At 61.5% G+C, this 24,681-nt stretch carries 28 protein-coding genes and 1 pseudogene; 9 read left to right on the top strand and 20 right to left on the bottom strand.

The genetic code is table 11. The features are described from left to right. Positions 1-793: 793 nt before the first annotated feature. The gene (locus tag RLEG4DRAFT_RS37795) at positions 794-1,279 is read right to left on the bottom strand and encodes a peroxiredoxin (RefSeq protein WP_003584744.1); all 486 of its coding nucleotides are present in this window, start codon (positions 1,277-1,279) and stop codon (positions 794-796) included. 201 nt (positions 1,280-1,480) lie between these two features. Further along, on the bottom strand, positions 1,481-2,323 hold the full coding sequence (locus RLEG4DRAFT_RS37790) for a protein-disulfide reductase DsbD domain-containing protein (protein WP_003584743.1): 843 nt from the start codon (positions 2,321-2,323) through the stop codon (positions 1,481-1,483). A 140-nt stretch (positions 2,324-2,463) separates the two neighbouring features. Between RLEG4DRAFT_RS37790 and RLEG4DRAFT_RS37785 the strand changes: the two genes are divergently transcribed. From RLEG4DRAFT_RS37785 to RLEG4DRAFT_RS37775, 3 genes are all read left to right on the top strand, one after another. Further along, positions 2,464-3,069, top strand: coding sequence for a YqgE/AlgH family protein (locus RLEG4DRAFT_RS37785; RefSeq protein ID WP_003584741.1), 606 nt, complete (start codon positions 2,464-2,466; stop codon positions 3,067-3,069). Positions 3,070-3,183: 114 nt separating this feature from the next. After that, on the top strand, positions 3,184-3,375 hold the full coding sequence (locus RLEG4DRAFT_RS37780; protein WP_003584739.1) for a CsbD family protein: 192 nt from the start codon (positions 3,184-3,186) through the stop codon (positions 3,373-3,375). Positions 3,376-3,470: 95 nt separating this feature from the next. Further along, complete coding sequence (locus tag RLEG4DRAFT_RS37775) at positions 3,471-4,547, top strand: zinc-binding metallopeptidase family protein (RefSeq protein ID WP_003584737.1); 1,077 nt, start codon at positions 3,471-3,473, stop codon at positions 4,545-4,547. Positions 4,548-4,571: 24 nt separating this feature from the next. On the opposite strand, the pseudogene RLEG4DRAFT_RS37770 reads toward RLEG4DRAFT_RS37775, so the two are convergent. Further along, positions 4,572-5,542 (bottom strand): annotated as a pseudogene (locus RLEG4DRAFT_RS37770) (IS110 family transposase). Between the two features lie 566 nt (positions 5,543-6,108). Here RLEG4DRAFT_RS37770 and RLEG4DRAFT_RS37765 point away from each other — a divergent pair. Further along, positions 6,109-6,618, top strand: coding sequence for an NUDIX hydrolase (locus RLEG4DRAFT_RS37765; protein ID WP_003584734.1), 510 nt, complete (start codon positions 6,109-6,111; stop codon positions 6,616-6,618). Positions 6,619-6,620: 2 nt separating this feature from the next. Here RLEG4DRAFT_RS37765 and RLEG4DRAFT_RS37760 read toward each other — a convergent pair whose 3' ends face one another. The 7 genes from RLEG4DRAFT_RS37760 to RLEG4DRAFT_RS37730 form a co-directional block, all read right to left on the bottom strand. Continuing rightward, entirely contained in the window at positions 6,621-7,151 is a 531-nt protein-coding gene (locus RLEG4DRAFT_RS37760; protein WP_003584731.1) for a GNAT family N-acetyltransferase, read from the bottom strand. 3 nt (positions 7,152-7,154) lie between these two features. Next, positions 7,155-7,721, bottom strand: coding sequence for a hypothetical protein (locus RLEG4DRAFT_RS37755; protein WP_003584729.1), 567 nt, complete (start codon positions 7,719-7,721; stop codon positions 7,155-7,157). 266 nt (positions 7,722-7,987) lie between these two features. Continuing rightward, the gene (gene rnhA / locus RLEG4DRAFT_RS37750; protein ID WP_003584727.1) at positions 7,988-8,443 is read right to left on the bottom strand and encodes a ribonuclease HI; all 456 of its coding nucleotides are present in this window, start codon (positions 8,441-8,443) and stop codon (positions 7,988-7,990) included. Beyond that, positions 8,440-9,405 (bottom strand): homoserine kinase, encoded by a 966-nt coding sequence (locus RLEG4DRAFT_RS37745; RefSeq protein WP_003584726.1) that lies wholly within the window; start codon positions 9,403-9,405, stop codon positions 8,440-8,442. Before RLEG4DRAFT_RS37745 ends, rnhA begins: the two co-directional genes overlap by 4 nt. An 82-nt stretch (positions 9,406-9,487) precedes the next feature. Next, the gene (gene ispH / locus RLEG4DRAFT_RS37740; protein WP_003584724.1) at positions 9,488-10,489 is read right to left on the bottom strand and encodes a 4-hydroxy-3-methylbut-2-enyl diphosphate reductase; all 1,002 of its coding nucleotides are present in this window, start codon (positions 10,487-10,489) and stop codon (positions 9,488-9,490) included. Positions 10,490-10,565: 76 nt separating this feature from the next. Next, positions 10,566-11,321 (bottom strand): SURF1 family protein, encoded by a 756-nt coding sequence (locus RLEG4DRAFT_RS37735; RefSeq protein WP_003584723.1) that lies wholly within the window; start codon positions 11,319-11,321, stop codon positions 10,566-10,568. Beyond that, on the bottom strand, positions 11,314-11,694 hold the full coding sequence (locus tag RLEG4DRAFT_RS37730) for a DUF983 domain-containing protein (RefSeq protein ID WP_003584721.1): 381 nt from the start codon (positions 11,692-11,694) through the stop codon (positions 11,314-11,316). The genes RLEG4DRAFT_RS37735 and RLEG4DRAFT_RS37730 overlap by 8 nt, the downstream gene beginning before the upstream one ends. 119 nt (positions 11,695-11,813) lie before the next feature. On the opposite strand from RLEG4DRAFT_RS37730, the gene RLEG4DRAFT_RS37725 reads away from it, so the two are divergent. Then, positions 11,814-12,455 carry a chloramphenicol phosphotransferase CPT family protein gene (locus RLEG4DRAFT_RS37725; RefSeq protein WP_003584719.1) on the top strand — a complete coding sequence of 214 codons (642 nt, stop codon included), beginning with the start codon at positions 11,814-11,816 and terminating at the stop codon, positions 12,453-12,455. A gap of 45 nt (positions 12,456-12,500) precedes the next feature. Continuing rightward, positions 12,501-12,959, top strand: a complete 459-nt coding sequence (locus RLEG4DRAFT_RS37720; protein WP_003584717.1) for a GNAT family N-acetyltransferase — start codon at positions 12,501-12,503, stop codon at positions 12,957-12,959. Between the two features lie 24 nt (positions 12,960-12,983). Here RLEG4DRAFT_RS37720 and RLEG4DRAFT_RS37715 read toward each other — a convergent pair whose 3' ends face one another. The 7 genes from RLEG4DRAFT_RS37715 to coxB all read right to left on the bottom strand — a co-directional run bounded on the left by RLEG4DRAFT_RS37715 (position 12,984) and on the right by coxB (position 18,998). Next, a complete protein-coding gene (locus RLEG4DRAFT_RS37715; protein WP_003584716.1) occupies positions 12,984-13,469 on the bottom strand; it encodes an HIT family protein in 486 nt (161 codons plus the stop codon). A 225-nt stretch (positions 13,470-13,694) separates the two neighbouring features. Continuing rightward, entirely contained in the window at positions 13,695-14,573 is an 879-nt protein-coding gene (locus RLEG4DRAFT_RS37710) for a cytochrome c oxidase subunit 3 (RefSeq protein WP_003584715.1), read from the bottom strand. A 61-nt stretch (positions 14,574-14,634) separates the two neighbouring features. After that, positions 14,635-15,243 (bottom strand): cytochrome c oxidase assembly protein, encoded by a 609-nt coding sequence (locus tag RLEG4DRAFT_RS37705; protein ID WP_003584713.1) that lies wholly within the window; start codon positions 15,241-15,243, stop codon positions 14,635-14,637. Then, complete coding sequence (locus tag RLEG4DRAFT_RS41105; protein WP_003569857.1) at positions 15,240-15,380, bottom strand: hypothetical protein; 141 nt, start codon at positions 15,378-15,380, stop codon at positions 15,240-15,242. Before RLEG4DRAFT_RS41105 ends, RLEG4DRAFT_RS37705 begins: the two co-directional genes overlap by 4 nt. Further along, positions 15,380-16,330 (bottom strand): heme o synthase, encoded by a 951-nt coding sequence (locus tag RLEG4DRAFT_RS37695; protein WP_003584711.1) that lies wholly within the window; start codon positions 16,328-16,330, stop codon positions 15,380-15,382. The genes RLEG4DRAFT_RS41105 and RLEG4DRAFT_RS37695 overlap by 1 nt, the downstream gene beginning before the upstream one ends. A 65-nt stretch (positions 16,331-16,395) precedes the next feature. Next, positions 16,396-18,096, bottom strand: a complete 1,701-nt coding sequence (gene ctaD, locus RLEG4DRAFT_RS37690; protein ID WP_003584709.1) for a cytochrome c oxidase subunit I — start codon at positions 18,094-18,096, stop codon at positions 16,396-16,398. A gap of 17 nt (positions 18,097-18,113) precedes the next feature. Further along, on the bottom strand, positions 18,114-18,998 hold the full coding sequence (coxB, locus tag RLEG4DRAFT_RS37685) for a cytochrome c oxidase subunit II (protein WP_003584708.1): 885 nt from the start codon (positions 18,996-18,998) through the stop codon (positions 18,114-18,116). A gap of 316 nt (positions 18,999-19,314) precedes the next feature. On the opposite strand from coxB, the gene RLEG4DRAFT_RS37680 reads away from it, so the two are divergent. Further along, positions 19,315-19,974, top strand: coding sequence for an invasion associated locus B family protein (locus RLEG4DRAFT_RS37680; protein ID WP_171898268.1), 660 nt, complete (start codon positions 19,315-19,317; stop codon positions 19,972-19,974). 242 nt (positions 19,975-20,216) lie between these two features. Here RLEG4DRAFT_RS37680 and RLEG4DRAFT_RS37675 read toward each other — a convergent pair whose 3' ends face one another. Then, positions 20,217-20,789 carry a hypothetical protein gene (locus tag RLEG4DRAFT_RS37675; protein ID WP_003584704.1) on the bottom strand — a complete coding sequence of 191 codons (573 nt, stop codon included), beginning with the start codon at positions 20,787-20,789 and terminating at the stop codon, positions 20,217-20,219. A gap of 191 nt (positions 20,790-20,980) precedes the next feature. On the opposite strand from RLEG4DRAFT_RS37675, the gene tldD reads away from it, so the two are divergent. After that, a complete protein-coding gene (gene tldD, locus RLEG4DRAFT_RS37670) occupies positions 20,981-22,396 on the top strand; it encodes a metalloprotease TldD (protein WP_003584702.1) in 1,416 nt (471 codons plus the stop codon). Positions 22,397-22,406: 10 nt separating this feature from the next. Beyond that, positions 22,407-22,898, top strand: coding sequence for a GNAT family N-acetyltransferase (locus RLEG4DRAFT_RS37665; RefSeq protein ID WP_003584700.1), 492 nt, complete (start codon positions 22,407-22,409; stop codon positions 22,896-22,898). A 19-nt stretch (positions 22,899-22,917) separates the two neighbouring features. Here the strand turns inward: RLEG4DRAFT_RS37665 and RLEG4DRAFT_RS37660 are convergent, their stop codons facing one another. Both RLEG4DRAFT_RS37660 and RLEG4DRAFT_RS37655 read right to left on the bottom strand, forming a co-directional pair. Then, a complete protein-coding gene (locus RLEG4DRAFT_RS37660; protein WP_003584699.1) occupies positions 22,918-23,235 on the bottom strand; it encodes a hypothetical protein in 318 nt (105 codons plus the stop codon). Positions 23,236-23,325: 90 nt separating this feature from the next. Further along, positions 23,326-24,609, bottom strand: coding sequence for a D-alanyl-D-alanine carboxypeptidase family protein (locus RLEG4DRAFT_RS37655; RefSeq protein ID WP_003584696.1), 1,284 nt, complete (start codon positions 24,607-24,609; stop codon positions 23,326-23,328). Positions 24,610-24,681 lie beyond the last annotated feature (72 nt).

Genomic DNA, 24,681 nt, shown 5'->3' with positions numbered 1-24,681 from the left:
CGTCGCGACCGTCGCAACCATGCGCAAATTACTCACCATCCTCAACGCCATTATTAGGGACGGACGATCATGGCAAAATGCTTGACAAACAAGACAGTCGCTCTCCCCGCCTTGCGGGGCGAAGGGGGATCGCCGCGACCTCTCCGTCCCTCGCCAACCTCTCGCAAGGCACGTCCCCTCGCCCCGTCAGAACGGGGAGAGGGTTAGGGTGAGGGGCAGCATCCGCACGAACGGAACACCCGGCGATGACAGAGGTGAGGCACATGTTCCGCCGAACCGGTCGCTACGGATGACACGTCAGGCGTTCGCCAACATCGTCAGAAAAGGCCCCTCCCCAACCCCACCCCACAGGTGGGAGGGGCTTATGCGCGGCGCCGATTTCGCCTCTCTCGATCGCAGCATTCCGGGTGGTGATTTTCTGGCGAGACGGTTTAGCAAGTTGTGCCCCTCCCCCTTATGGGGAGGGGTTGGGGAGGGGTTTTGGCGCATCACACAGAGGTGATCGCGAACGTTTCTTCGACCCAAACTCTCTCCCCTCAGCACCGGGCGTGGATCCCAGGCTCGGCGGGCCTGGGATGACGGAGACTGGGGGAGCATTTCTGCCAAACTCGCCGTCGGCGTGCGCCCCTCGTCCGCCTCCCGTACCTTCTCCCCGCCTTGCGGGGCGAAGGGAATGTGCGGCACCGTCTCCGTTCCTCGCCAGCGTCTCGCAGGGCACGTCCCCTCTCCCCGTCATTACGGGGAGAGGGTTAGGGTAAGGGGCAGTTTTTTGGCGCCAATGCCTCTCGAAAACTTAGAGCAGTTCCAGCATAGCAGCCGCACCGGAAACCGTTGCCTGGCCGGGGCTTTCTTCGATGTTGAGGGCTTTGACCACGCCGTCTTCCACCAGCATCGAATAGCGCTTGGAGCGCAGGCCGAGGCCGCCGGCGGAGAGGTCGGCTTCGAGGCCGACGGCCTTGGTGAAGCCGGCATCCCAATCGGCGAGGAAGTGGATCTTGCCCATGCCGCCGGAGGATTGCGCCCAGGCGCCCATCACGTGCCAATCGTTGACGGCGAGAACGGCGATGTCGTCGACACCCTTGCCGAGGATGGTGTCGCGGTTTTCGAGATAACCCGGCAGATGGTTCAGCGAGCAGGTGGGCGTGAAGGCGCCGGGCACGGCAAAGAGCACGACGCGCTTGCCGGAGAACAGCTGATCGGTGGTGATCTCGACCGGGCCGTCGGCGGTCTTTTCCTTGAAAGTGGCGGCAGGAAGCTTGTCGCCGATCGCGATGGTCATGGGTTTTCTCCTTGAATTCCGGCTTTGGGGTTCCGGTTTGCTGGGTTGTGACTTGCTAAGTTTGACTTGGCGGCCTCGGGCGCCGCAGGGATCGTCGACGACTATAAGATCCGGCAGATCAAAGGCAAGGCCAGGTCATCAGGGCCCGGTCGTTCAGAGGTCCAGTCGCTCGGGGCGAGCCGTCAAGCAAAGGAAGGCCGGTCATTCAAAAACAAGCGTGGTCTCGATCGCCTTGTCGCCGTCAATGACCAGCACGCCCCAGCGCTTGCCCGCTATGTCGTAATCCTTCGGCAGCTTGCCGATTGCGATGTCGACCTTCAGCGCGGCGCCGTCGCGTTTGCTGCCGACCTGCTTGGTGAAGGCATAACCGCTCGGCCCGGTGACGATGATATCGGGCGCGCCCTTCCGCTCCCCGCCGGGTAGAGCCAGCGTCAGCGTCAGCGTCTTCTTATCCGGCGACATCGCATGCGCGGTCACGCCGAAATCGGCCGAGGGCGGCTTCGGCAGGCTCGCATCGGCCGCCGCAAGGATCGCCTCCTCCTCCGGATGCGACTGGATGGCCGGGCCGAGCTTCAGCTGAAAATTCGCCTGGAAGGGAATGCAGATGTCTTTGCATATGCCGATGAAAGCCAGGGCGTCGATCTCGACCGGAGCTTTACCTGCCGCCGTCAGCGACAGCGGCAGCGTCACCGGCGCGTCATAGGCGATATCCTCGACCGCGCCGTTGAAGAAATGTTTTGGGACGGGATAGGCGATGGCGTCGAGCGTGACAGCGCTGCCGGCCGCGATGGTGAACTGGGGCGGAATGCCGCTGTTGCCGGGCTCTTTCCAATAGGTGATCCAGCCGGGTTTCGGCTCGATCTGCAGGGCGGCGCGGATCTTGCCGGCGGCATCGGGCGCCAAGGCGACGAGGCGCATGCGGCCACCCTCGTTGTCCGCCCAGGCGCTCATTTCCGCGTGGGCCGAACGATGGGCGGCGAAGGCCGCGCCCACTGAGATGACCGCAATTAAAAGCCGGCGCGGGGCCGAGGAAATAATCATCATGGAACAACGGTTTACCGAAACTGCCGTTTGGCCGCCAGAAGTCGCGGCGATTTAAATCTTCATTTTCTGTTGATTGATGTGTGACATTAGCCCATGCTTCTGTTGTCAAGGCCTCAATGCGGTTGGCAGCAGGAGGAACGATGTCCTTATCGACGCTGAAGAACAGACGGGAACGTGGCTTCTTCGATGGCCAGTTCCTCATTGCCATGCCGGGTATTGAAGACCGCAATTTTGCGCGCACGGTGATCTATATCTGCGCGCATTCGGATGCCGGCGCCATGGGCTTCGTCATCAACCGCCCGCAGAGCCTCACCTTCACCGATGTGCTGCTGCATCTCGACATGATCAAGCAGGAAGATTCGATCGTCCTGCCGCAGCGCGCTCGCGACTTCCCGATCCAGACCGGCGGCCCGGTGGAAAGCGGCCGCGGCTTCGTACTGCATTCGGACGATTATTCCAGTGACTCCTCGATCCCCGTCAGCGACGACATCTGCCTGACGGCGACGCTCGACATCGTGCGCGCCATCTCCAAGGGCGACGGGCCGACGCGCGCGACCATGCTGCTCGGCTATTCCTCCTGGTCGGCCGGCCAGCTCGAAAACGAGGTCGTCAACAATGGCTGGCTCACCTGCCCGGCCAATGAGGAGCTGATCTTCGACCGCAGCCTCGACGATAAATACGAGCGGGCGCTCGCCGGCATGGGCGTTACCGCTGCCATGCTTTCGGCCGAAGCCGGACATGCCTGACGCGGTGGGCCTGAGGTGGCGGGCCTGAAAGTGGCGGGAACGAATTGGCAGGACTGACGTTTCATTTCGGCAAGCATGGACACGAGGCCCATGCCGACGAAGGAGACATCACCTATGGGTAGCACCAGCGACAAGATTTCAGGCAAGGCCAACGAAATTGCCGGCAAGACCAAGCAGGCTGTCGGCAAGGCTGCGGATGACCGCGAAATGCAGGCCAAGGGCGCCGTTCAGGAAGCCAAAGGCAAGGGACAGGTCGCAACCGGCAAGGTCAAGGACAAGCTCAAGGGCGCCGTCGACCGGCTCTGAGCCACAAGCTTATCCGTCATCAACCATGCCTGCTGCGCCCCTCGCGCGGCAGGCATTTTTAATCCGTACCCTCATGCTCTGCAGAGATAGACACGATGAAGCTTTTCGCCTGCGACAATTGCGATCAGGTCGTCCATTTCGACAACCGTCAATGCGTGCGTTGCAACCATCGCCTCGGCTTCCTCCCCGGCGATCTGGCCATGCATGCGCTGGAGCCGCGCGAGGAGACGGTGTGGCAGCTCGTCTCTAACCCGGAGCGCGAGGTGCGCTTCTGCGCCAATGCCGGCCTCGACATCTGCAACTGGCTGGTGGACGGCGATGGCGAAAGTGAATTCTGCGTTGCCTGCCGCCACAACCGGCTGGTTCCGAACACCGATAGCCAGAACGGCATCGATCGCTGGCGGCGCATCAGCCAGGCGCAGCGTCATCTGTTTTATTCACTGTTGCGCTGGCGGCTGCCGCATCCCGATCGCGTGCAGGATCCGGAAGGCGGCCTGGTCTTCGATTTCCTCGAGGATTCGATCGAGAGCAACGGCTATGTCGTGCCGGCCATGACCGGCCACGAGGAAGGCCTGATCACCATCCGCGCCGCCGAGGCCGACGATGCAACGCGCGAACAGGCGCGCAGCTCGATGAACGAACCCTATCGCACCCTGCTTGGCCATTTCCGCCACGAGACCGGCCATTTCATCTGGAACAAGCTGGTGCGCGACCGCGATGGCCTGGCGGATTTCCGCGCCGTCTTCGGCGACGAACGGCAGGATTATGCGGCGGCCCTGCAAAACCACTATGCCGGCGGCGCGCCCCTGGGATGGCAGGACAATTTCATCAGCGCCTATGCAGCCTCCCACCCCTGGGAGGATTTCGCCGAATGTTTCGCCCATTACCTCCATATCGTCGACACGCTCGAAACGGCGCGTGCCTTCGGCATCGCCATCGACCCGCGCGGCCATGAGGAAATCGCCGGCGAAGTGGATTTCATCCCCTACCGGGCAAAGAGCGCCGAACAGCTGGTTAGCGCCTGGGTGCCGCTCAGCATCGCGATCAACGCCATCCAGCGCAGCATGGGCCAGCCGGACTCCTATCCCTTCGTGTTGTCCTCGCCCGTCGTGGCAAAACTCGAATATCTGCATCGGTTGATCCAGGGAGCGGCGACGGCGCGGCAGCCTTGAGATGCCACCGCTCTCCAAGTCAGTTTATGCGGGCGCGAGCATTAATTCATTTTGCTGCTGCAAGGCGTCTCTGACCCGGGCGTTTGCGATGGTGATGATCTTGCGCATGATGGCGGTGAGCGCGACGCGCTTTGGTTTTGCGGCCTTGAGCAGCGCCTGATAGGCTGTGGCGAGCGGACTATTGCCACGGCAGGCGGCGAGACAGCGATGAAGAGCGCCGGACGGATCTGGCGTCGCCCGCCGGTGGTGCTGCGGTGCCAGCTGGCCTTGCCACTGTCTTTCGGATGCGGAGCCACACCGGCGAGGCTTGCGACCTGGCGGCGGTTGAGGGTGCCGAGTTCGGGCATGACGGCCAAGAGCAGCGGCACCAGAACCGGTCCGATGCCCGGCACCGACCGCAATGATTTAGCCCGCAGTTCCAGATCGCGGCTTTCGCTAATCAGGGTGTCGATCTCTGCGTTGAGCGCTTCGATATGGCGCTCCAGTTCGCAAAGATGGGCGCGGATATTATCGGCGATCAGACTGCTGCGCGGGGCTTTCAGGCGGTTTTGCTCCTGCACCCGCATGGCGACGAGGTCGAGACGGCGGGCGACGAGCAGCTCGAGCTTCTGCTGGGTCGGAGCGGTCGGCTGCCAGCGCAGCAGCATCGCGGCCCGGTCGCGGCCATAGCGGGACAGCCAGCGGGCGTCGATCGCGTCGTTCTTGGCGCGCTTGCCGAAGGATTTGATATAGGCCTTGACCTTGGCGGGATCGGCGCGATGGGCCTGGATGGCCAATTCCAGGAGCACGCCGAGCACGGTATCTTCATGGCCGCCGGTGGCCTCGCACACGGCGAGCGTAGCGCTGCCTTGATACGGTTCTAAGGCGGCACGCAGCGCGTCGGCCTCGTTGGCAATGGTCAGGCAGCGGCGGGTGCAGCTGTCGAACAGGGTCACGGTATCGCAGGAAACGTCCAGGCCGAGGATGGACTGGATTTCATCGGATTCTGCCATCATAATTGGGCTCCATGCTTCGAATTGTCTGCGGGCGTGTCCTTCGGATAGCCCATTCAAGTCAGCAAGCGATGCGAAGCTGGTGCGGCAAAGTCCCTTCATGAGGTCGGTCGTTGACACCTATTCCTGTACGGGCGCTTTGTCGCGCGAGCCCCGGGATGGCCATCCCGGGGCTCGATCCCAGCTTCCCCCGCAGTAAAGCATAGATTTGAGAGACAATTCCTGTGCCCGTCACAGGAATCCAGCCACCGCGCGTCGGCGCGGTGAATGACTCAATGCCAGTTTGCTAAGGGTCTCCCGCGCCCAAGGACTTGGGCGCACTGGATTCCTGTGACAGGTACAGGAATGAGGGAGCAAGGGGCGATGCTGCGCTGCCATAGTCGGCCTTTCAAACCCGAGCGGCGGACAGCATGAGACGGAAATTATCTCGTCCCTCGGTTTCAAAGATGGCACTCGACAATCTGCCCGCCGACTCCATAATTTCGCAAGAGCTGCGCCGCCAATAGACGAATTTCGGACTGCGCGAACGGCGCAAGCCCTTTGCTCAATGACCCTGGAGGACGCAAAATATGGACGATGCCAAGCGAACCATGATCGTGCTGGATGCCAGCGAATCTCGCTTCCAATTGCGGGCCGGCGCTTTGATCCGCTCCCGTGGCCACATCCTCATTCATCGCGTTGTCGGCGACATTTTCTGGGTGCTGCCCGGTGGACGGGTGGAGTTTCACGAGGCCGGCGCCGAAACGCTCGCACGCGAAATAGAAGAGGAAATCGGCAGCAAGGCAACGGTCGGACCGCTGCGCTTCGTCATCGAGAATTTCTTCGAGTTGGGGGGACGAAGGGTTCATGAAGTCGGTTTCTATTATGAGGCGGAGCTGATGACCGCGCTGCCCTTCCACGAGAGCGATATTGTCCACCGTGTCCGCGACGGCGCCGCCGATCTGGAATTCCGCTGGGCTTTGGCAAGCCGGGCCGCCCTCGATCGCTTCGATCTGCAGCCGATGCCGGTGCGCGACCTGATTGAGACGATGCCCGATGGCGTCCAGCATCTGGTGCGCCGCGATGTGGCGCGGGGTTGACATTATCGCGCGAATTCGTGTTCCAGCAGGCTCATCATCACATCGTCGTGCCAGGCTCCGTTTACAAAGGCCGCCTCGCGTTCTCTGCCTTCCTCGACAAAGCCGCATTTAAGGTAGGCGCGAACTGCCCTTTGGTTGTAGCTCAACACACGAACGCCGATGCGATGAAGTCGCAAGGGACCGAATGCGTGGCCAAGCAGAACTGCAATTGCTTCGCTTCCCAGTCCTTTGCCAAGGGCGTTTCGGTCGTAAATGCCTATGGCCATCGACGCACGCCGATCATGCATATCCAACCGATCCAGCCTTATCTCGCCGACCAGTGATTCTCGCGCCTCGATAATCCATGCATGAGGATGTTCGACGATGCCCTGTACCCAAGCAGCGGCTGACGCCTGCGAGATCGTAGGCACGTCATTGCGGCTGATGCCAAACATCTCGATTATCTCAATGTCGTTTCCCAAACGAAATCTTGAGTCGATATCCCCCTCTTTGGGCGGACGGAGCGTCACATTTGCTCCCGTCAGCGTCGACATCACCTAAGTACCTCCAAGTTCAGTAGCCGTGCCGATGAAGCCGGGGCCAACCCCGGGCAACCGATCGGTGAAACGCGTTACGGCTTCACGATCCGCCAGCAACCACTTTGAACCTGAAAAGGCCGAATACAGCTGGGCATGCGCGTCAAACGAATTCCAGTTGTTCTTTCGTATCCTATATTCCGCCACCCACTTGAGCAGATCGACAAACTGCGTCTCTGATTCACCGCCCTGAATACCTCTCTCTTTGACATTGGCGATGCACGCCTCTTCGGGCAGATCGATCCAGATCAACGCGGTCACGCGGCTGAGGACCATGTTCACCAACTGGCCATAGACCCCTTCCATGACCCAGCTTTCCCCTTCGGCCGCGGTCTTGACCATCGCGTCTCTGAGCGTCTTGTCGCGAGCGGTGCCGTAGCCGCCCGGTTCCCAATGGATATCGTCGAGATGGATGATGGGCTGGCGGAGCTGATCACCGATGCGACGGGCGAGCCACGTCTTGCCAGTCCCGCCGTTTCCCATGATGAGAACCCGCTCAAACGTATCTGATGGGATGGGAAGTTCCATTCGCGCCTCCTCCGTGACGACTTCCGTTTTACGTCCGTCCGCCCCTCATCCGCCTGCCGGCACCTTCTCCCCGCGCGCGGGGCGAAGGGGATATGCTGCGACCTCTCCGTTCCCCCGCCAACCTCTCGCGTGGCAGGTCCCCTCTCCCCGTCAGAACGGGGAGAGATTAGGGTGAGGGGCAGCTATCGGGGCGGCTGCGCCTGATAGTCTTTGATAAACGACCCACGGCCAACCCCACGTAACCGGCTCTTGCTAGGCGCACGCCCCTAAAACGAAACCGCCTTACCCTTCTTAAACGGCTCCATACCCCGGCGCGCAAGTTCATCGGCGCGTTCGTTTTCCGGGTGGCCGGCGTGGCCCTTGACCCAGTGCAGCGTCACCTTGTGGCGGTTGCGGGCTTCTTCCAGTGCCTGCCAGAGTTCGGCATTCTTCACCGGCTTCTTGTCTGCGGTCTTCCAGCCGTTTTTCTTCCAGCCGAAAATCCACTTGGAGATGCCGTCCTTGACGTAGGCGCTATCGGTATAAAGATCGACCTCGCAAGGGCTCTTCAATGCCTGCAACGCGGAGATCGCCGCCAGCAGTTCCATGCGGTTGTTGGTCGTGTCGGCCTCGCCGCCGCAAAGCTCCTTTTCGACGTCGCCATAACGCAGCACAGCGCCCCAGCCGCCAGGGCCGGGATTGCCGGAGCACGCGCCGTCGGTGAAGATATCGACATGTTTCATAGGCTCAATCCGTATTCGGCGGCTGAGCCGATCTGGCGGTGGAAGCGCAGCTTGCGGAGATATTCCAGCGGGTCCTTCTTGGTGACCATGGCGCCCTCAGGCGTCGTCAGCCAGTCGTAGAGCCGGGTCAGGAAGAAGCGCAGCGCCGAGCCGCGCGACAGCACCGGCAAGGCGGCGATCTCTTCGTCGCTCAACGGCCGGACACTCTGGTAACCCTCGAGCATCGCCGTGCCCTTGGTGATGTTGTAGGCGCCGTCCTTCTCGAAGCACCAGGCATTCAGGCAGATCGAGACGTCATAGGCGAGCAGATCGTTGCAGGCGAAATAGAAATCGATCAGGCCGGAAAGCTGATCGCCCAAAAAGAAGACATTGTCGGGGAACAGATCGGCATGGATGACGCCGGCCGGCAGGCTCTTCGGCCAGGCGGCGGCGAGGAAATCGAATTCGCTACGGATCTCATTCTGCAGGCCGGGCTCGACCTCGCCGGCGCGATCTTCCGATTTCTCCCAGAGCCCGCGCCAGCCGTCGATCGACAGCGCGTTCGGGCGCTTCAGCTGGAAATCGTCGCCGGCCACATGCATCTCGGCCAGCGCCCTGCCGACCTCGCGGCAGTGTTTGGCCTCCGGCTTTCTCAGCCACATGCCTTCGAGGAAGGAGATCAGCGCGGCCGGGCGGCCGGAGAGCGAACCGAGCAGCGCGCCGTCGCGCCGCGGCAGCGGCAGCGGGCACGACAGGCCGCGGGCGGAAAGATGCTGCATCAGGCCGAGGAAAAACGGCAGGTCGTTCTTTTCCACGCGCTTCTCATACAGCGTCAGGATCAGCGGTTCCTTCGAGGTATGCAGCAGAAAATTGGAGTTTTCGACGCCTTCGGCGATCCCCTTATAGGAGAGCAGAGTGCCCGCGTCATATTCCGTCAGGAACCATTTCAGATCGTCTTCGGCGATATCGGTATAGACTGCCAAGGGAGGTCTCGTCTTTGCACTGTTGATATTGGCTCCGCCGCTTCGACCATCCGGCGTCGCGACAAGGTTTTCAGGATGAAGATCAGCCGTTGACGAAGGCCATGTCGGCGGCCGTCAGCTCGATGCTGCGCAATTCGCGGTTGACGAGGAAATTCTCGGTTTCCTGCACCGTTTCGGCCAGTTCGACGCGGGCGTCGAATCGGGCGCGGAACGCCTCGATGATCTCGTTGACGATCACCTCGGGTGCCGAGGCGCCGGCGGAAAGGCCGAGCGTCGAAATCGCCCCGATGTCGTCCCAGTCGAGCTCGGCGGCGCGCTGCACCAGGATCGATTTCTTCGCCCCTGCCCGCAGCGCCACTTCGACGAGGCGCTTGGAATTGGAGGAATTCGGGGCGCCGACGATGATGAAGAGATCGCAGCCGGGGGCTGCCTGCTTCACCACTTCCTGGCGGTTGGTCGTCGCGTAACAGATCGAATCCGCCGCCGGCGCCGTCAGGTTCGGGAAGCGTTCGTGCAGACGGGCGATGACGCCGGCCGTATCGTCGACCGACAGCGTCGTCTGGGTGACGTAACCGAGATTGTCGGCATCGGCGGGGATATAGGCATCGGCGTCCTCGATCGTCTCGATCAGCGACACCGAGCCTTCCGGCAACTGCCCCATCGTGCCGATCACCTCGGGATGGCCGGCATGGCCGATGAGGACGACGTGGCGGCCGAGGCGATTGTGGCGCATCGCCTGCTTGTGAACCTTGGAGACCAGCGGGCAGGTGGCGTCGAGATAAAAGAGGTTGCGGCTTGCCGCATCCTCCGGCACGGATTTCGGCACGCCATGGGCGGAGAAAACCACCGGCTGGGCGCGGTGCTCGGCGGGGATCTCGTCCAGCTCCTCGACGAAGACGGCGCCCTTGGCCTCCAGCCCCTCGACGACATAACGATTGTGGACGATCTCATGGCGCACATAGACCGGCGCGCCATAGGATTTCAGCGCCAGCACGACGATCTGGATGGCGCGGTCGACGCCGGCACAGAAGCCGCGCGGCCCGCAGAGCCTGATCGTCAAGGGAGGTTTCGCCGCAATATTCATGTCTTTTCCGTCAAATTCCGTCCCGCGCGTGGGACAAGCGACCTCTAGCCCAATATGGCGGGGAATTGAAGCGATACTATTGCGCGGGGTGCTTGCCGGGTTTGCGGAACCAGGAGATCGCCACCACGACGACAAGCACGGCGGCAAGCCCGTACCACGTGAAGGCATATTGCAGATGGTCATTCGGCAGGTCGACCTGGGTCACGCCGCCGATCGGCAGGCCGGCCGGATTGGGCGTCGAATCGGCATCGACGAAAAACGGGATGACGCGGGCCTTTTCCAGCCCGACGCTTTCCGCCATCACGTCGAGATCCTTCCAGTAGAAGATGTTCTTGGCGACGTCGTTGTCGGGCACCACCCAGGAGGGTTTGCCGGGAAGTTTGCTGCGCGCCAGGCCGGTGACGGTCTGCTGATCCGTCAGCTGGCCCTGCATGCGCATTTCCGGCTCCTTGTTCTCATAGGGAACGAAGCCGCGATTGACCAGGAGCGTGCGCCCGTCGGCAAGCTCGAGCGGCGTATAGACGTAAAAGCCGGTCTGGCCCTGCCAGGTGGCGAAGAAGTGGCGCTCCTTGTTGTTGATGTAGCGGCCGGTGGCGGTAACCTTGCGGTATTCGATGTCGCCGCCTGAAGCCGCCATCGCCTCGATCTCGGAAAGCGGCACGGGGGCAGCAGCTTGGCGGGCGGCGATATCGGCAAGCAGGCCTTCTTTCCAGTGGAGGCGCTCTACCTGCCAGGTGCCGAGCGAAATCAGGATGGAAAGCGCGATCAGCACCAGGATGCCGGTTGCCACAGGCAGCCGGCGGCGCGGCGCGGCATGTTGGATCTCAGTCACTCAGGCGTCCTTCGCGGGCATTGTGGCGGTATTGCATTGCGATCAGGATGCCCTTGAACCAGCGTAGCGTCGCGAGCGACAGGATGATCGTCAGCGGCGCGAAGAGCAGGATATGCACCCAGATCGGCGGGGCGTAATTCACCTGCAGCCACAGCACCATCCCGATGACGATGAAGCCGACAATGAGGATGACGAAGACGGCCGGCCCGTCACCGGCATCGGCGAAGGAATAATCCAGGCCGCAGGAGGCGCAGCGCGGCTTGACCCCGAGCAGGCCATCGAACAGTTTTCCCTGGCCGCAGCGCGGGCAGCAGCCCTTGATGCCGGTTTTGACCGGATCGACCGGGGGATAATGGGCGCTGTCCTCGCTCATGCCATTCCTTCTGACAATTCCATGCTGCCTTAACTCTCCCATAAAGTATTCGCATCCCGAATGGAAATGCCTGCGCGGTTTCGCCTCAGTGATTCGCGCCAAACAGAAGAAGAAGACTGATGACCAATGACAACCATGCCGGACAGATCATTATCTTGAACGGCGCGCCGCGCAGCGGCAAATCCAGCATTGCGCGCGCAATCCAGGAGGAATTCGAGGGGCCGTGGATCAACCTCGGCGTCGACGGCTACAATGCCATGACGCCGAAGCGCTACCTGCCCGGTATCGGCCTGAGGCCGGGCGGCGAGCGGCCGGAACTCGAAGAACTGGTGCCCTTCCTCTATGCCGCGCTTTACGAATCGATCGCCATCCATGCCGGATTGGGGCTCAATGTGGTGGCCGATCTCGGCCATCACGACAGCTATTCCGAGCCGCTCGGCATTCTCGGCGACTGCGCCCGGCGCCTGGAAGGCTTTTCCGTGCTGTTCGTCGGCGTGCGCTGTCCGATCGAGACGATCATGCAGCGGCGTGAATTCAAACAGGAAGGGCGCGAGACAATGTATGTAAAAGCTACCGATGAGACGCCTGTGCCGGAGCCGGTGAAGCGCTGGCAGGACGAAGTGCACCGGCCGGGCATCTACGACATGGAGGTCGATACCTCAGTCCTGACCGCGCTCGAATGCGCCGAAGCGATCCGCCATCAGCTCGACCTCGGCATTCCTACGCCTTCAGCCTTCGAACGGATCGCCGGCGGCCGGTGAGGATTTGGTGTTCAAAGGAAGGCCGAGAACGCGGGATCGATTGCGATGGGAATTGAACTTCTGCAGGTGAAGGAGGTCGAGGAGTGGCGGGCCTATCATGCCATCCGGCGGCTCGTTTTGTTCGATCTGCGCGGCCTCGACGGCTACGATGACACGCATCCGGATGAACATGCACCTGGCCATATGCCGCTTCTGCTCAGGAAAGACGGCGTCGCCCTCGGCACGGTCCGCCTCGATCTGTCGGATGCCACGACCGGCATCGTGCGACTTGTCGCCATCATGCCGGAATATCAGAGACAGGGGCTGGGGCGGATTTTGATGTCAAAGGTCGAGGGATTATCGGCAAGGCATGGCCTCAGCCGCCTGGAGGTCCATGCCGCACCGGATGCCGTTCCCTTTTATGAAAAGCTGGGATGGGTGATGGTCGACGCCGACAAGAGCAGCCCGCTGATGGCGAAGGAAATCCAGTCCTCCGATGATGGCAGCGGATCGGGCGACGATTAACCGTTTCCCCCTTTCGGGATTTGGCTATCGCGAACCCATCACCTCTCGCAACAAATCAATGGTCTGGAGGACGGATCGCCCTTGAATTGGTGGCGGCTCTGCGCGCTCGCAAAACTCGCGCCAGATAAACAGCGCCAGTTCAGCGCCATCCGTCGGGGTTTCTCCCGGGCCATCGGCAAAATTCTGAAGTACGCGATACCGGCTGTCTTTCCAGAACAATTCCTCCACCCAATCGTAGATCGGGATCACGTGAAAATGGATGGGATAGCCGGGAGAGTGTCCGTATCGGCCGATATAAACGCGTTGCGCTTCCAGTTCCCGTTTCAGCACGCCCTGAACCGTCGCCAACAATGGACCGAGTTCCCTTAACGCAGCGTCTGGGATTTCGGACAGATCATTCGTGTCCGTCTTGGAGCTGACCATGAGATAGCCGGGAAGCGCGGAATTCATCCGGTGGTTTACCAGCCATCCATCCGTCTCAGCGACAAGAAAGCGATCGGGGATCTGCAAACTGTTACTCCTCCAGGTTTGGGGCTCTGCGAATGTGCACTTCAGATGATGCTTCCATCCGTCACGGAGCGTGGGTGGGGGGCCGTCCTGCGTCCTGCCTCTTGCTGACCGCTCTCCACGTTTCAGTGCCCTCGGGCTTTATAAATCCCAACGATGACGGAGCGCGGAAACCACAAACAAAAAAGGCGGGCACCAGGCCCGCCTTCTGCTTGAATATCGCTCCGATCAGCCGGCGGCGACGGGGGCGCCCCAGCCGCCCCAGACGTAGATGCAGAAGAACAGGAACAGCCAGACGACGTCGACGAAGTGCCAGTACCAGGCGGCGGCCTCGAAGCCGAAATGCTGTTTCGGGGTGAAGTCGCCGCGCAGCGACCGGATCAGGCAGACAGCCAGGAAGATGGTGCCGATGAGGACGTGGAAACCGTGGAAGCCGGTCGCCATGAAGAAAGTCGCGCCGTAGATCGAGTTCTTGAAGGCGAAGGGCGCGTGGGCATATTCATAGGCCTGGACGCTGGAGAAGAAAATGCCAAGCAGCACCGTCAGCGTCAGGCCCTGGATCAGGCCCTTGCGGTCGTTGTGCAGCAGCGCATGGTGCGCCCAGGTGACCGTCGTGCCGGAGAGCAGCAGGATGACGGTGTTGTAGATCGGCAGGTGCCAGGGATCGAGGACCTCGATGCCCTTCGGCGGCCAGGTGCCGCCGGTATAGAGCAGGCGCGAGGCCTGGATGGCTTCATTCGGATAGAGGCTGGCGTCGAAATAGGCCCAGAACCACGCGACGAAGAACATCACTTCCGAAGCGATGAACATGATCATGCCGTAGCGCAGGTGCAGCGAGACGACGCGGGTGTGGGCGCCCTCATGGGCTTCCTTCACCGTATCGGCCCACCAGCCGTACATGACGTAGAGAACGAGCGCAAAGCCGATATAGAAAAGCCAGGGATTGGCGAGTTCAGCGCCGGCGACCTTGAACGAGCCGCCGTTCAGATAGCGCATGTAGCAGACGCCGCCGATGGCCATGATGAAGGCGCCGAGCGAGGCGAGAATCGGCCACGGGCTCGGATCGATGATGTGATAGTCGTGATTCTTCTGATGAGCATCGGCCATGTAGCTATCCCCGGATGTCTTCCTTCACTCCGCTCCCGGCATAGCCGGAAACGAGCCTTGATCAAAGTTTCTTTTCACTCTTTACCGTTCCACCCTCATTCGAAGCCAAAGGCTTCGGACCCTCTTTCGGGTAGAACGTATATGACAGCGTCACCGTATGGATGTTCTTGGATTCCACCGCCTTGACGATCTCAGGGTCGATGTAGAACACCACCGGCATGTCGAGCTTCTCGCCCGGCTTCAGGTCCGTTTCCGTAAAGCAGAAACATTGCACCTTGTTGAAATAGACGCCCGCCTCGCCCGGCGTGACGTTGAAAACCGCCTGGCCGCGTTGCGTCTCGTTCGAACGATTCTCGGCGGTGAAATTGACCTGGATCGTTTCGCCGATCTTCGGATTGACCTCGCGCTCCACCGGCTTGAAGTCCCATTGCAGACCGGGCGCGACATTGGCGTCGAAGGTGACGCGCATGGTGCGGTCAAGCACGACGCTCGACACCTGGTCGACGCGCTGCGTCGTGCCGTTATAGCCGGTGACCTGGCAGAAGATCCGGTAGAGCGGCACGGCGGCGTAGCTCATCGCGCCCATGCCGAAGACGAAGCTCAGGCACATCATCACGACGGCGCCGTTGTTGCGGCCCTGCTTCCTGCCTGCGGCGGCGTTGTCGCTCATCCGGCCATTCCCCCGCCGATCTTCACGATGGTGATCGCGTAGAAGAGAATGACGAGGCCGGCAAGCACCAGCCCGAGGGCGATGTTGCGGTTGCGGCGCGACTTCATCTGCTTTTCGGTAAGCTTGACGAGATCCATCAGAACCAACCTCCCGCATGCGAGACCAGCATCGACGCCAGCCGGTCGATCATCAGAGCGGAGAACACGGCGAAGAGATAAAAGATCGAGAAGGCGAACAGCTTCTTTGCCGGGATCATCTTCAGATCGCCGTCGGGCATGCGCCAGACGGCGATGGAACAGTAGATGAAGATCGCGCCGAGCGCGGCCGCCACCAGGCCATAGCCGAAGCTGGCGAAACCGAGGAAGGACGGTAGGACCGCGCAGACGGCGGTCAGCACCGCATAGGCGACGATCTGGTGTTTGGTCACCCGCTCGCCGGCGACGTTCGGCAGCATCGGCACCCCGACGGCCTCGTAGTCGCGCATCTTGAAGAGGGCGAGCGCCCAGAAATGCGCCGGCGTCCACAGGAAGATGATCAGGAAGAGAACGGTGCTCTCGATCGTCACGCTGTTGGTCACGCAGGCCCAGCCGATCATCGGCGGGAAGGCGCCGGCGGCGCCGCCGATGACGATGTTCTGCGGCGTCGAGCGCTTCAGCCACATAGTGTAGACGACGGCATAGAAGAAGATGGTGAAGGCGAGGATGCCGGCCGAGAGCCAGTTGACGGCAAGGCCGAGGATGACGACCGAGAAGCCTGACAGCACCAGGCCGAAGGCCAGAGCCTCAGACGGCGCGATGCGGCCGGCCGGGATCGGACGCTTGGCGGTGCGGCTCATGATGGCGTCAATATCGGCGTCGTACCACATGTTCAAAGCGCCGGAGGCGCCGGCGCCGACGGCGATACAGAGAATGGCGATCAGGCCGAGAACGGGATGGATGTGGCCCGGCGCCAGCACCAGGCCGGCAAAGGCGGTGAAGACCACGAGCGACATCACCCGCGGCTTCAGCAATTCGAAATAATCGCGTGCACTCGCTTCCGACAATTCGCCGTCCTTTGCAAGTACCTCGTGATTGTCGATGACCGTCATCATTAAGTCCTGAATATCAATATCAGGACGCCGTATCGAATGCGGCGTCCCGATATCCGCGCAAATTACTTGATGCGCGGAAGCTGTTCCCACTGGTGATAGGGCGGCGGCGAAGGCAGCTGCCATTCGAGCGTCGTTGCGCCCTCACCCCATGGATTGTCGCCGGCGAGGCGCTTCTTGGCGAAGGCTTCGAAGACGCCGAAGAGGAAGATCAGCACACCGAAGGCCGAGATGTAAGAGCCGATCGACGACACATAGTTCCAGCCGGCAAAGGCATCCGGATAATCGATGTAGCGGCGCGGCATGCCGGCGAGACCGAGGAAGTGCTGCGGGAAGAACACCAGGTTGACGCCGATGAACATGACCCAGAAATGCAGCTTGCCGACGATCTCGTTGTACATGTAGCCGGTCATCTTCGGGAACCAGTAGTACCAGCCGGCGAAGATCGCGAACACGGCGCCGAGCGACAGAACGTAGTGGAAGTGGGCCACGACGTAATAGGTGTCATGCAGCGAGCGGTCGAGACCGGCATTGGCGAGCTGGACGCCGGTGACGCCGCCGACCGTGAACAGGAAGATGAAGCCGATCGCCCAGAGCATCGGCGTGCGGAACGAGATCGAGCCGCCCCACATCGTTGCGATCCAGGAGAAGATCTTCACACCCGTCGGAACGGCGATGACCATCGTCGCGAAGACGAAGTAGCGCTGCGCGTCGAGCGACAGGCCGACCGTGTACATGTGGTGAGCCCAGACGACGAAGCCGACGGCGCCGATCGCGACCATGGCGTAGGCCATGCCGAGGTAGCCGAAGATCGGCTTCTTCGAGAAGGTCGAGATGATGTGGCTGACCATGCCGAAGCCCGGCAGGATGAGGATGTAGACTTCCGGATGACCGAAGAACCAGAACAGGTGCTGGTAGAGGATCGGGTCCCCGCCGCCTTCCGGAGAGAAGAAGGAGGTGCCGAAGTTACGGTCGGTCAGCAGCATGGTGATGCCGCCTGCCAGGACCGGCAGCGACAGCAGCAGCAGGAAGGCGGTGATCAGCACCGACCAGGCAAACAGCGGCATCTTGTGCAGCGTCATGCCGGGAGCGCGCATGTTGAGGATCGTGGTGATGAAGTTGATCGCACCGAGGATCGACGAGGCGCCGGCAATATGGAGCGCGAAGATCGCCAAGTCGACGGCCGGTCCGGGCGTGCCGCTGGTGGCCAGCGGCGGATACATCGTCCAGCCGCCGCCGGTGCCATAAGCGCCTGCCGGGCCTTCGACGAACATCGACAGCAAGAGCAGCGCGAAGGCCGGAACGATCAGCCAGAAGGAGATGTTGTTCAGGCGCGGGAAGGCCATGTCGGGCGCGCCGATCATGATCGGCACCATCCAGTTGGCAAAACCGCCGATCATCGCCGGCATGACCATGAAGAAGATCATGATCAGCGCGTGCGCCGTGGTGAACATGTTGAACATCTGCTTGGCGCCGTCGATCGCCGCATCGCCCTCATAACCGTAGACCATCGAGGCCAGGCCGTGGAAGATCTGGATGCCCGGCTCCTGCAGCTCCATGCGCATGGCTACCGACAGCGCGCCGCCGATGATGCCGGCGATGATCGCGAAGATCAGGTAGAGCGTGCCGATATCCTTGTGATTGGTCGAGAACAGCCAGCGATTGGCAAAGCTCGGCTTGTGCCCGTGGTCGTGGTCATGATCATGGGCGTGGTCATCATGAGCATGACCGTGAGAATGATCGTCGTGAGCGGAAGGTCCAGCCATTGTCCCGATCCCCTTAATTACTGTGCTTCGGCGACGTCGAGGGTCTTTGCGGGACCATCGGTTGCGGCCATGAGTGTCTTGTAGGCGCCGGGCAGGTCGCTGGCGGCTGCCGTCAGCCACTGCTTGTACTTGTCCTCGGAGACGACGCGGATGGCGATCGGCATGAACGCATGGTCCTTGCCGCAGAGCTCGGAACACTGGCCATAAAACAGGCCTTCGCGCTCGGCCTTGAACCAGGTCTCGTTCAGGCGGCCCGGCACGGCATCGATCTTGACGCCGAAGGACGGCATGGCGAAGGCGTGGATGACGTCGGTCGGCGCTGAGGTCACGAGAACGCGCACCGTCTTGCCCACCGGCAGGACCAGCTCGTTGTCGACAGCGAGAAGCCTGGGATAAATCGACTTGTCTTCCTTGCCGGCGGCCGCGCGATCCTGATCCTTCAGCAGGTAACTATCGAAAGCGAGCGGGCTGTCGCCCGAACCCTCATATTCGTAGTTCCACTGCCACTGGGTGGCGGTCGCCTTGATCGTCACATCGGGGTTTTCAGGCAGCGTCAGCTGCGCCGTCAGCAGGTTGAACGAAGGAATGGCGAGAAGGAGAAGCACCAGGACCGGCCCCACGGTCCAGGCAATCTCGATCATCGTGTTGTGGCTTGTCCTCGAGGGAACCGGGTTCGCGCTGGCGCGGAACTTGACGCAGACGACGATGAGCAGGACCAGAACGAAAAGCGTAATCGGAACGATAAACCACAGAGTATATTGTTCGAACCAGTGGATTTCCCGCATGATCGGCGTTGCCGCCGGCTGCAGCGTTGCCTGCCACGGCATTGGCTGGTCGGCATATGTGCCGGAAGCAAAAAGCAGACAGACCAGCGTGGTCAGGGCTGCATAAGCCTTCTTCATCACCTTATTATCTCCCTCGAGCGCTTGACCTGCAAAATAGAACGCAGAATCCTTGCCATCTTCAGCGCTTCAAACCACAGTTTGGCATTTGCCGCAACAGGCCAGAGCAATTGTCTATGCGGCATTTTTGCTGAAAGCATAGGCAGGCCGGAAGGTCAAAACATCCCAAGTTTTTCATCAGCATATGAAAAATCGGCTTTCCGGCCAATCAGCGCGCCGCACATTCTTGCCGAAAGGTCCAATTTCCGCCGCAGTCCCCCGGTTTTCACGGGGTGGGGCTTTTCATTTTTGGTGGGCAGCTTCAACAATAGCCGCAATGATTCGATATCCAGAGGTTTCCATGGGTTTCCGTTCCCTCGCTCAGTCGCTTCTCGTGACTGCCAGCATCGCGGCCGCAGCGGCGACGCCCGTTTTCGCCCAGCAGCAACCGACGCCCGCGCCAGCCAAGCCCCCGGCTGCCGCGCCGGCCCCTGCCCCGGCACAGCAACCGCCGTCGGCGGCCAACCCGAACATCCAGGTGTCGCCTGGCCAGACCCAGCCGCAGGCGCCGGGCACGGTGAAGTCCAATCACGGCGCCTGGTCCGTCGTCTGCGACAAGCCGGCCGGGGCCTCGACCGAACAATGCGCGCTGATGCAGAACGTCATCGCCGAGGATCGGCCGGAAGTCGGGCTTTCCGTCGTCGTCCTGAAGACGGCCGACCGTAAGTCGAAGATTCTCCGCGTGCTGGCGCCGCTCGGCGTGCTCCTGCCGAACGGCCTCGGGCTCAATGTCGACGGCAAGGATATCGGCCGCGCCTATTTCGTGCGCTGCTTTGCCGACGGCTGCTATGCCGAGGTCGTGCTCGAGGACGAATTGCTGAAAACCTTCCGCAGCGGCGCCCAGGCAACCTTCATCGTCTTCCAGACGCCTGAAGAAGGCATCGGCATCCCCGTCGACCTCAAGGGCTTCGCCGAGGGTTTTGACGCGCTGCCGTGAGGCATGCAAGCGCAACGCAACTCCGCTCGCATTCCGTCTTCTTCGCTGCACTTGCTCTAGAGGCTCCTCATACTCCGTCATGCTCGGGCTTGACCGAGCATCCACCAGTTATGCAACGGTGGCGGTGTCATAGATCCCAGGCTCGCGGCCTGGGATGACGGAGGTTGGGGGTACGTTTCCACCAAACTGCTGCGCCCATAAGTTCTTAACCGCGATCTCCCATCGATCAGTGAGTTCTGAGTTCAATCATATTCGGAGAAGCTGCAAACATATTCAGAGTGGTCGCCTGCGTCGACGATATAACCAGGCATCTCACCTGCACTGCCGTCACGGCGACGGCTGGGGGAATATATTTCCAACCTCTTTCCGGTGCGTCTTTCGATCTCCTCTCTAAGTACGGCGGCAGGCTTCGAGAATAGGATATTGTAGGATGATGCTGTGAAGCATCCGTCGCTCGACTGGCCTGAAGCCGGGATTTCGAATGTGGAAAACTGATTTCCAAAGAACTTGCCCGGCTTGTTTATCAATGGCGAAGCAATCCCTGCACCGGCCTTGCATTCCTCGCGAACGATCACGTCCCTGGTGGCTATATGCTTGTGAACTTCAGCTTTTTGATATCCCCTCACCACCAACTCTTTTTCGTCAAAATCGAAGTAGATCATTCCATCCACCTCAAGGCATTCCTCCGGATCGGGAAAGACCTTCTCAAGCCAGTTGTCGGCCGCTAGGCCTGTCATCGGAAAAAGAAGAGCGAGAACGACTCCGCTTGCACTACGTCTCATCATTTCGAACAAATCGGCCCCCAGACTGATCATCAACAAAAATCTCGCCACCCAACCGGCGCAAAGCGATAAAACGCTTACATTGCTTTGGAAGGACGTTCCATCACGCGAGATCATCCTGCCCCGGCAATAATAATTCGACCGCAGGGCTTCACTCCTTATCAGTAAGAGCCCTATCTAAAGAGTGAGCGTATTCCTGAACGCATGCCCATTGGAGCGATATCATGACCACCGATCTCCTGACGCTATTCGATGCCGACGAAGCCACGATGCGGGGTCTTGTCGCCGAGGCGCTGTCCGGCGCCGATGACGGCGAGCTCTATGTCGAGCATGCGCAGGCCGAGGCGCTGACTTTCGACAATGGCCGGCTGAAGGGCGGCAGCTTCAATACCGAGCAGGGTTTCGGGCTTCGCGCCGTTGCCGGCGAAGCGGTGGGTTACGCCCATGCCGGTGATCTCTCGGTGGCGGCACTGAAGCGGGCAGCCGATGCGGTCGGCGCGGTGACGCGCGGCTATTCCGGCTCCTATGCCGCGGCCCCGCAAGGCACCAACAAGAAATTCTACGGCGACCAGAACCCGATCGGCCAGCCGAGCTTCGAGGAAAAGGTCAAGGTGCTGCAGGACATCGACGCCTATCTCAGGGGCAAGGACGACAAGGTGCGGCAGGTGACGGCCTCGGTCGCGGCGAGCTGGCAGGTCGTCGATATCCTGCGCGCCGACGGACACCGCGTCCGTGACATCAGGCCAATGACGCGCATCAATATCTCGGTGATGGTCGGCGAAGGCGATCGGCAGGAAAGCGGCTCCTACGGCAGCGGCGGGCGCATCGGCTTCGGCGATTTCATCGCCGAGGGCAGCTGGCAGTACGGCGCCGACGAGGCGCTGCGCCAGGCGCTCGTCAACCTCGAAGCGATCGATGCGCCGGCGGGCACGATGGATGTCGTTCTCGGCTCCGGCTGGCCGGGCGTGATGCTGCACGAGGCCGTCGGTCACGGGCTGGAAGGCGATTTCAACCGCAAGAAGACCTCGGCTTTTGCCGGCCTTCTCGGCCAGATGGTCGCCGCGCCCGGCGTCACCGTTGTCGACGACGGCACGATCGACAACCGCCGCGGCTCGATCACCATCGACGACGAGGGCACCCCGTCGGGCTACAACGTGCTGATCGAGAACGGCAAGCTTGTCGGCTATATGCAGGATCGGCAGAACGCCCGGCTGATGGGCATGGCGCCCACCGGCAACGGCCGCCGCCAGGGTTATGCGCATGTGCCGATGCCGCGCATGACCAACACCTATATGCTCGGCGGCGACAAGACACCCGACGAGATCATCGCCTCGGTGAAGAAGGGCATCTATGCCGTCTCCTTCGGCGGTGGCCAGGTGGATATCACCTCCGGCAAATTCGTCTTCGGCTGCACCGAGGCCTATCTGATCGAAAACGGCAAGGTCGGCGCGCCGATCAAGGGCGCCATGCTGATCGGCAACGGTCCGGATGCGATGAAGCGGGTGTCGATGATCGGCAATGACATGAAGCTCGACACCGGCATCGGCAATTGCGGCAAGGGCGGCCAATGGGTTCCGGTCGGCGTCGGCCAGCCGCATCTGCGCATGGATCAGATCACCGTCGGCGGCACGCAGACCTGAGGGGTGACTGATGGCGGAGATCGAAATCAGACCGTTTGCCGCCGATGACGCCGATGCCGTGCTTTCGGTGATCCTGCCGATCCAGCGCGAGGAGTTCGGCATCGATATCACAGCCGATGCGCAGCCGGATCTGCGAGTGATCCCGGATTTCTATCAATCCGGCAAAGGTGAGTTCTGGGTTGCCGTCAAAGATGGCGTCATCGTCGGCACGCTCGGGCTCAAGGATATCGGCAACAACCAGGCGGCGCTACGCAAGATGTTCGTCGCCGCCGAGGTTCGCGGCCGCGAACACGGCGTTGCAGCGCTGCTCCTCGATCGCCTGATCGCCCATGCCAGGGATGCCGGCCTCACCGATATCTTCCTCGGCACAACAGACAAATTCGTCGCCGCCCATCGCTTCTACGAGAAGAACGGCTTTACCGAGATTGCCAAGAGCGCCCTGCCCCGTTCGTTTCCGCTGATGGCCGTGGACAGCAAATTCTATCGCTATAAGGTCGGCTGACTTCAGCGGCCGACATGCATCAGCTCTTCGCCGCCTCCGCCGGCCGAAACAGCCACTTCCGTTCGATCGCGGCGGCGAGATCGAGATCGTTGTGGCGGGCAAACAGCAGAAGATGGCCGAGAACATCGGCGGTCTCGTCGGCGAGCTCGCGCTGCATGTCTTCAGGAGAGCGGCCCTTCGCACGGCCGCGGCCGGTCAGCCGGTTCCATGCCTGGGTCAGTTCACCCATTTCCTCCTGCAGCTTCAAGAGGAACCAGTCGGCATCGCGCTCGATGTTATTGGCGGCGACATGCACAGCGGATGAAGTTTCGAACTGGTCGGCAAGACGACGCAACATGAACGTTCTCCTTTTGTTTATGGAGCGCTGATTCCCGATGCTTGTCCAGTGTGAATTGCCTGAGTGAATTGCCGGAGTGGTGTGGCGCGATCAGCCGTGATCCGGCAGCAGCATGCAGTCGTAGGAGCGCTGCTTCAGCGCATCGCAGGCGGAGACCGCAGCATCCCTGCTGGCGAAGCCGACGAAGCGGGCGCGGTAGATCCTGTTGGCGCCCTTGCCGACCGCCTCGGTATAGGGCGAGGCGGACACCAGCGGCGCGCCGCCTTCAGACTTCGCCTGGGCGAGAAGTGCGCGGGCGGCATCGGCACTCGGAGCGGCGGAGATCTGGATCTGCCAGTCACCATCGGTCTTTTCTGCAGACATTTTCGGCGCCTTGCCGGCGTTCAGGATTTCGTCCATCGCCACCGGGCGCTCCAGCGGCACGACGGCGTCGTCGGCATAAGCCAGGCTCTTTGCTGCGAGATCATCGGCCGGGCGCGGTGCACTGAGCGGCACCGGAACATCGGAAGCGTCATCAGCGGAGGCGACTTCGACAGGCTCCCTGGCGCCGACGCTCGCCACCAGCTTTGCGCCGCCGGAAGAGGAGGCACGGCCGAGATAACGATCGAGCAGACCGGCCATCTTGTCGTCGCGGCTGCGGGCGGTGCGGCCGCCGAGCACGACGCCGACGACGCGGCGGTTGCCGTCCCGGACGGCGCTGACGAGATTGAAGCCGGAGGCGTTGGTGTAACCGGTCTTGATGCCGTCCATGCCCTGGTAGCGGTACATGAGATTGTTGTGGCCGCGCACGGTGCGGCCGCGGAAATTGAAACTTGTCGCCGAAAACAGCCGGTATTCGTTCGGATAATTCTTTATCAGCGCGACGCCGAGCGTCGACATATCTCGCGCCGTGGTCACCTGCCGGCCGTCCGGCAGGCCGGAGGCGTTGACGAAGACGGTGCGGCTCATGCCGAGCTGGCGGGCCTTGGCGGTCATCATCCGGGCAAAACCGCTTTCCGAGCCGCCGAGCGTCTCGCCCATGGCGGAGGCGGCATCATTGGCGGATTTGATGATCATGCCATAGACCGCCTCACGCACGGTGATCGTGCCGCCGGCCTTGACGCCGAGCTTGGTCGGCGGCCGGGCGGCGGCGTATTTCGACATCTTGATCGGGGTGTCCCAGGAAATCTTGCCGCGTTTCAACGCTTCGAAGGTGAGATAGAGCGTCATCATCTTCGTCAGCGAGGCCGGATGGTTCAGCGTATCGGCGTTTTCGGCGGCGAGAACCTTGCCGGTCCGGGCATCGAGGATCAACGAAGCGCTGCCGGCCAAGGCCGCAAGAGGCGCCGAAACGGCCAGCGTTACGGTCAAAACAGCCGCCAGAAGCGTTCTCATGCAGTTCCCCTTGATGCGTCGGCTCTCGATCGAATCGGCGCTTGTGCCGTAATGTGACAGAAGCGGCAAGTT

This window comes from Rhizobium leguminosarum bv. trifolii WSM2297 (assembly GCF_000271845.1).
Note: the sequence above shows the minus strand (reverse complement) of the source record. Positions and strands in the feature narration are given on the sequence as shown.

What these genes read in the sequence shown, in the direction of transcription:
- RLEG4DRAFT_RS37680 (WP_171898268.1), top strand. Translation starts at nt 19,315, where the DNA reads ATGATTCGATATCCAGAGGTTTCCATGGGTTTCCGTTCCCTCGCTCAG.
- RLEG4DRAFT_RS37665 (WP_003584700.1), top strand. Translation starts at nt 22,407, where the DNA reads ATGGCGGAGATCGAAATCAGACCGTTTGCCGCCGATGACGCCGATGCC.
- RLEG4DRAFT_RS37780 (WP_003584739.1), top strand. Translation starts at nt 3,184, where the DNA reads ATGGGTAGCACCAGCGACAAGATTTCAGGCAAGGCCAACGAAATTGCC.
- ctaD (WP_003584709.1), bottom strand. Translation starts at nt 18,096, where the DNA reads ATGGCTGGACCTTCCGCTCACGACGATCATTCTCACGGTCATGCTCAT.
- RLEG4DRAFT_RS37755 (WP_003584729.1), bottom strand. Translation starts at nt 7,721, where the DNA reads ATGGAACTTCCCATCCCATCAGATACGTTTGAGCGGGTTCTCATCATG.
- RLEG4DRAFT_RS37720 (WP_003584717.1), top strand. Translation starts at nt 12,501, where the DNA reads ATGGGAATTGAACTTCTGCAGGTGAAGGAGGTCGAGGAGTGGCGGGCC.
- ispH (WP_003584724.1), bottom strand. Translation starts at nt 10,489, where the DNA reads ATGAATATTGCGGCGAAACCTCCCTTGACGATCAGGCTCTGCGGGCCG.
- RLEG4DRAFT_RS37765 (WP_003584734.1), top strand. Translation starts at nt 6,109, where the DNA reads ATGGACGATGCCAAGCGAACCATGATCGTGCTGGATGCCAGCGAATCT.
- coxB (WP_003584708.1), bottom strand. Translation starts at nt 18,998, where the DNA reads ATGAAGAAGGCTTATGCAGCCCTGACCACGCTGGTCTGTCTGCTTTTT.
- RLEG4DRAFT_RS37795 (WP_003584744.1), bottom strand. Translation starts at nt 1,279, where the DNA reads ATGACCATCGCGATCGGCGACAAGCTTCCTGCCGCCACTTTCAAGGAA.
- tldD (WP_003584702.1), top strand. Translation starts at nt 20,981, where the DNA reads ATGACCACCGATCTCCTGACGCTATTCGATGCCGACGAAGCCACGATG.
- RLEG4DRAFT_RS37785 (WP_003584741.1), top strand. Translation starts at nt 2,464, where the DNA reads ATGTCCTTATCGACGCTGAAGAACAGACGGGAACGTGGCTTCTTCGAT.
- RLEG4DRAFT_RS37675 (WP_003584704.1), bottom strand. Translation starts at nt 20,789, where the DNA reads ATGATCAGTCTGGGGGCCGATTTGTTCGAAATGATGAGACGTAGTGCA.
- RLEG4DRAFT_RS37705 (WP_003584713.1), bottom strand. Translation starts at nt 15,243, where the DNA reads ATGAGCGACAACGCCGCCGCAGGCAGGAAGCAGGGCCGCAACAACGGC.
- RLEG4DRAFT_RS37725 (WP_003584719.1), top strand. Translation starts at nt 11,814, where the DNA reads ATGACCAATGACAACCATGCCGGACAGATCATTATCTTGAACGGCGCG.
- RLEG4DRAFT_RS37710 (WP_003584715.1), bottom strand. Translation starts at nt 14,573, where the DNA reads ATGGCCGATGCTCATCAGAAGAATCACGACTATCACATCATCGATCCG.
- RLEG4DRAFT_RS37790 (WP_003584743.1), bottom strand. Translation starts at nt 2,323, where the DNA reads ATGATGATTATTTCCTCGGCCCCGCGCCGGCTTTTAATTGCGGTCATC.
- RLEG4DRAFT_RS37760 (WP_003584731.1), bottom strand. Translation starts at nt 7,151, where the DNA reads ATGTCGACGCTGACGGGAGCAAATGTGACGCTCCGTCCGCCCAAAGAG.
- RLEG4DRAFT_RS37730 (WP_003584721.1), bottom strand. Translation starts at nt 11,694, where the DNA reads ATGAGCGAGGACAGCGCCCATTATCCCCCGGTCGATCCGGTCAAAACC.
- RLEG4DRAFT_RS37660 (WP_003584699.1), bottom strand. Translation starts at nt 23,235, where the DNA reads ATGTTGCGTCGTCTTGCCGACCAGTTCGAAACTTCATCCGCTGTGCAT.
- RLEG4DRAFT_RS37775 (WP_003584737.1), top strand. Translation starts at nt 3,471, where the DNA reads ATGAAGCTTTTCGCCTGCGACAATTGCGATCAGGTCGTCCATTTCGAC.
- RLEG4DRAFT_RS37695 (WP_003584711.1), bottom strand. Translation starts at nt 16,330, where the DNA reads ATGACGGTCATCGACAATCACGAGGTACTTGCAAAGGACGGCGAATTG.
- RLEG4DRAFT_RS37655 (WP_003584696.1), bottom strand. Translation starts at nt 24,609, where the DNA reads ATGAGAACGCTTCTGGCGGCTGTTTTGACCGTAACGCTGGCCGTTTCG.
- RLEG4DRAFT_RS41105 (WP_003569857.1), bottom strand. Translation starts at nt 15,380, where the DNA reads ATGGATCTCGTCAAGCTTACCGAAAAGCAGATGAAGTCGCGCCGCAAC.
- rnhA (WP_003584727.1), bottom strand. Translation starts at nt 8,443, where the DNA reads ATGAAACATGTCGATATCTTCACCGACGGCGCGTGCTCCGGCAATCCC.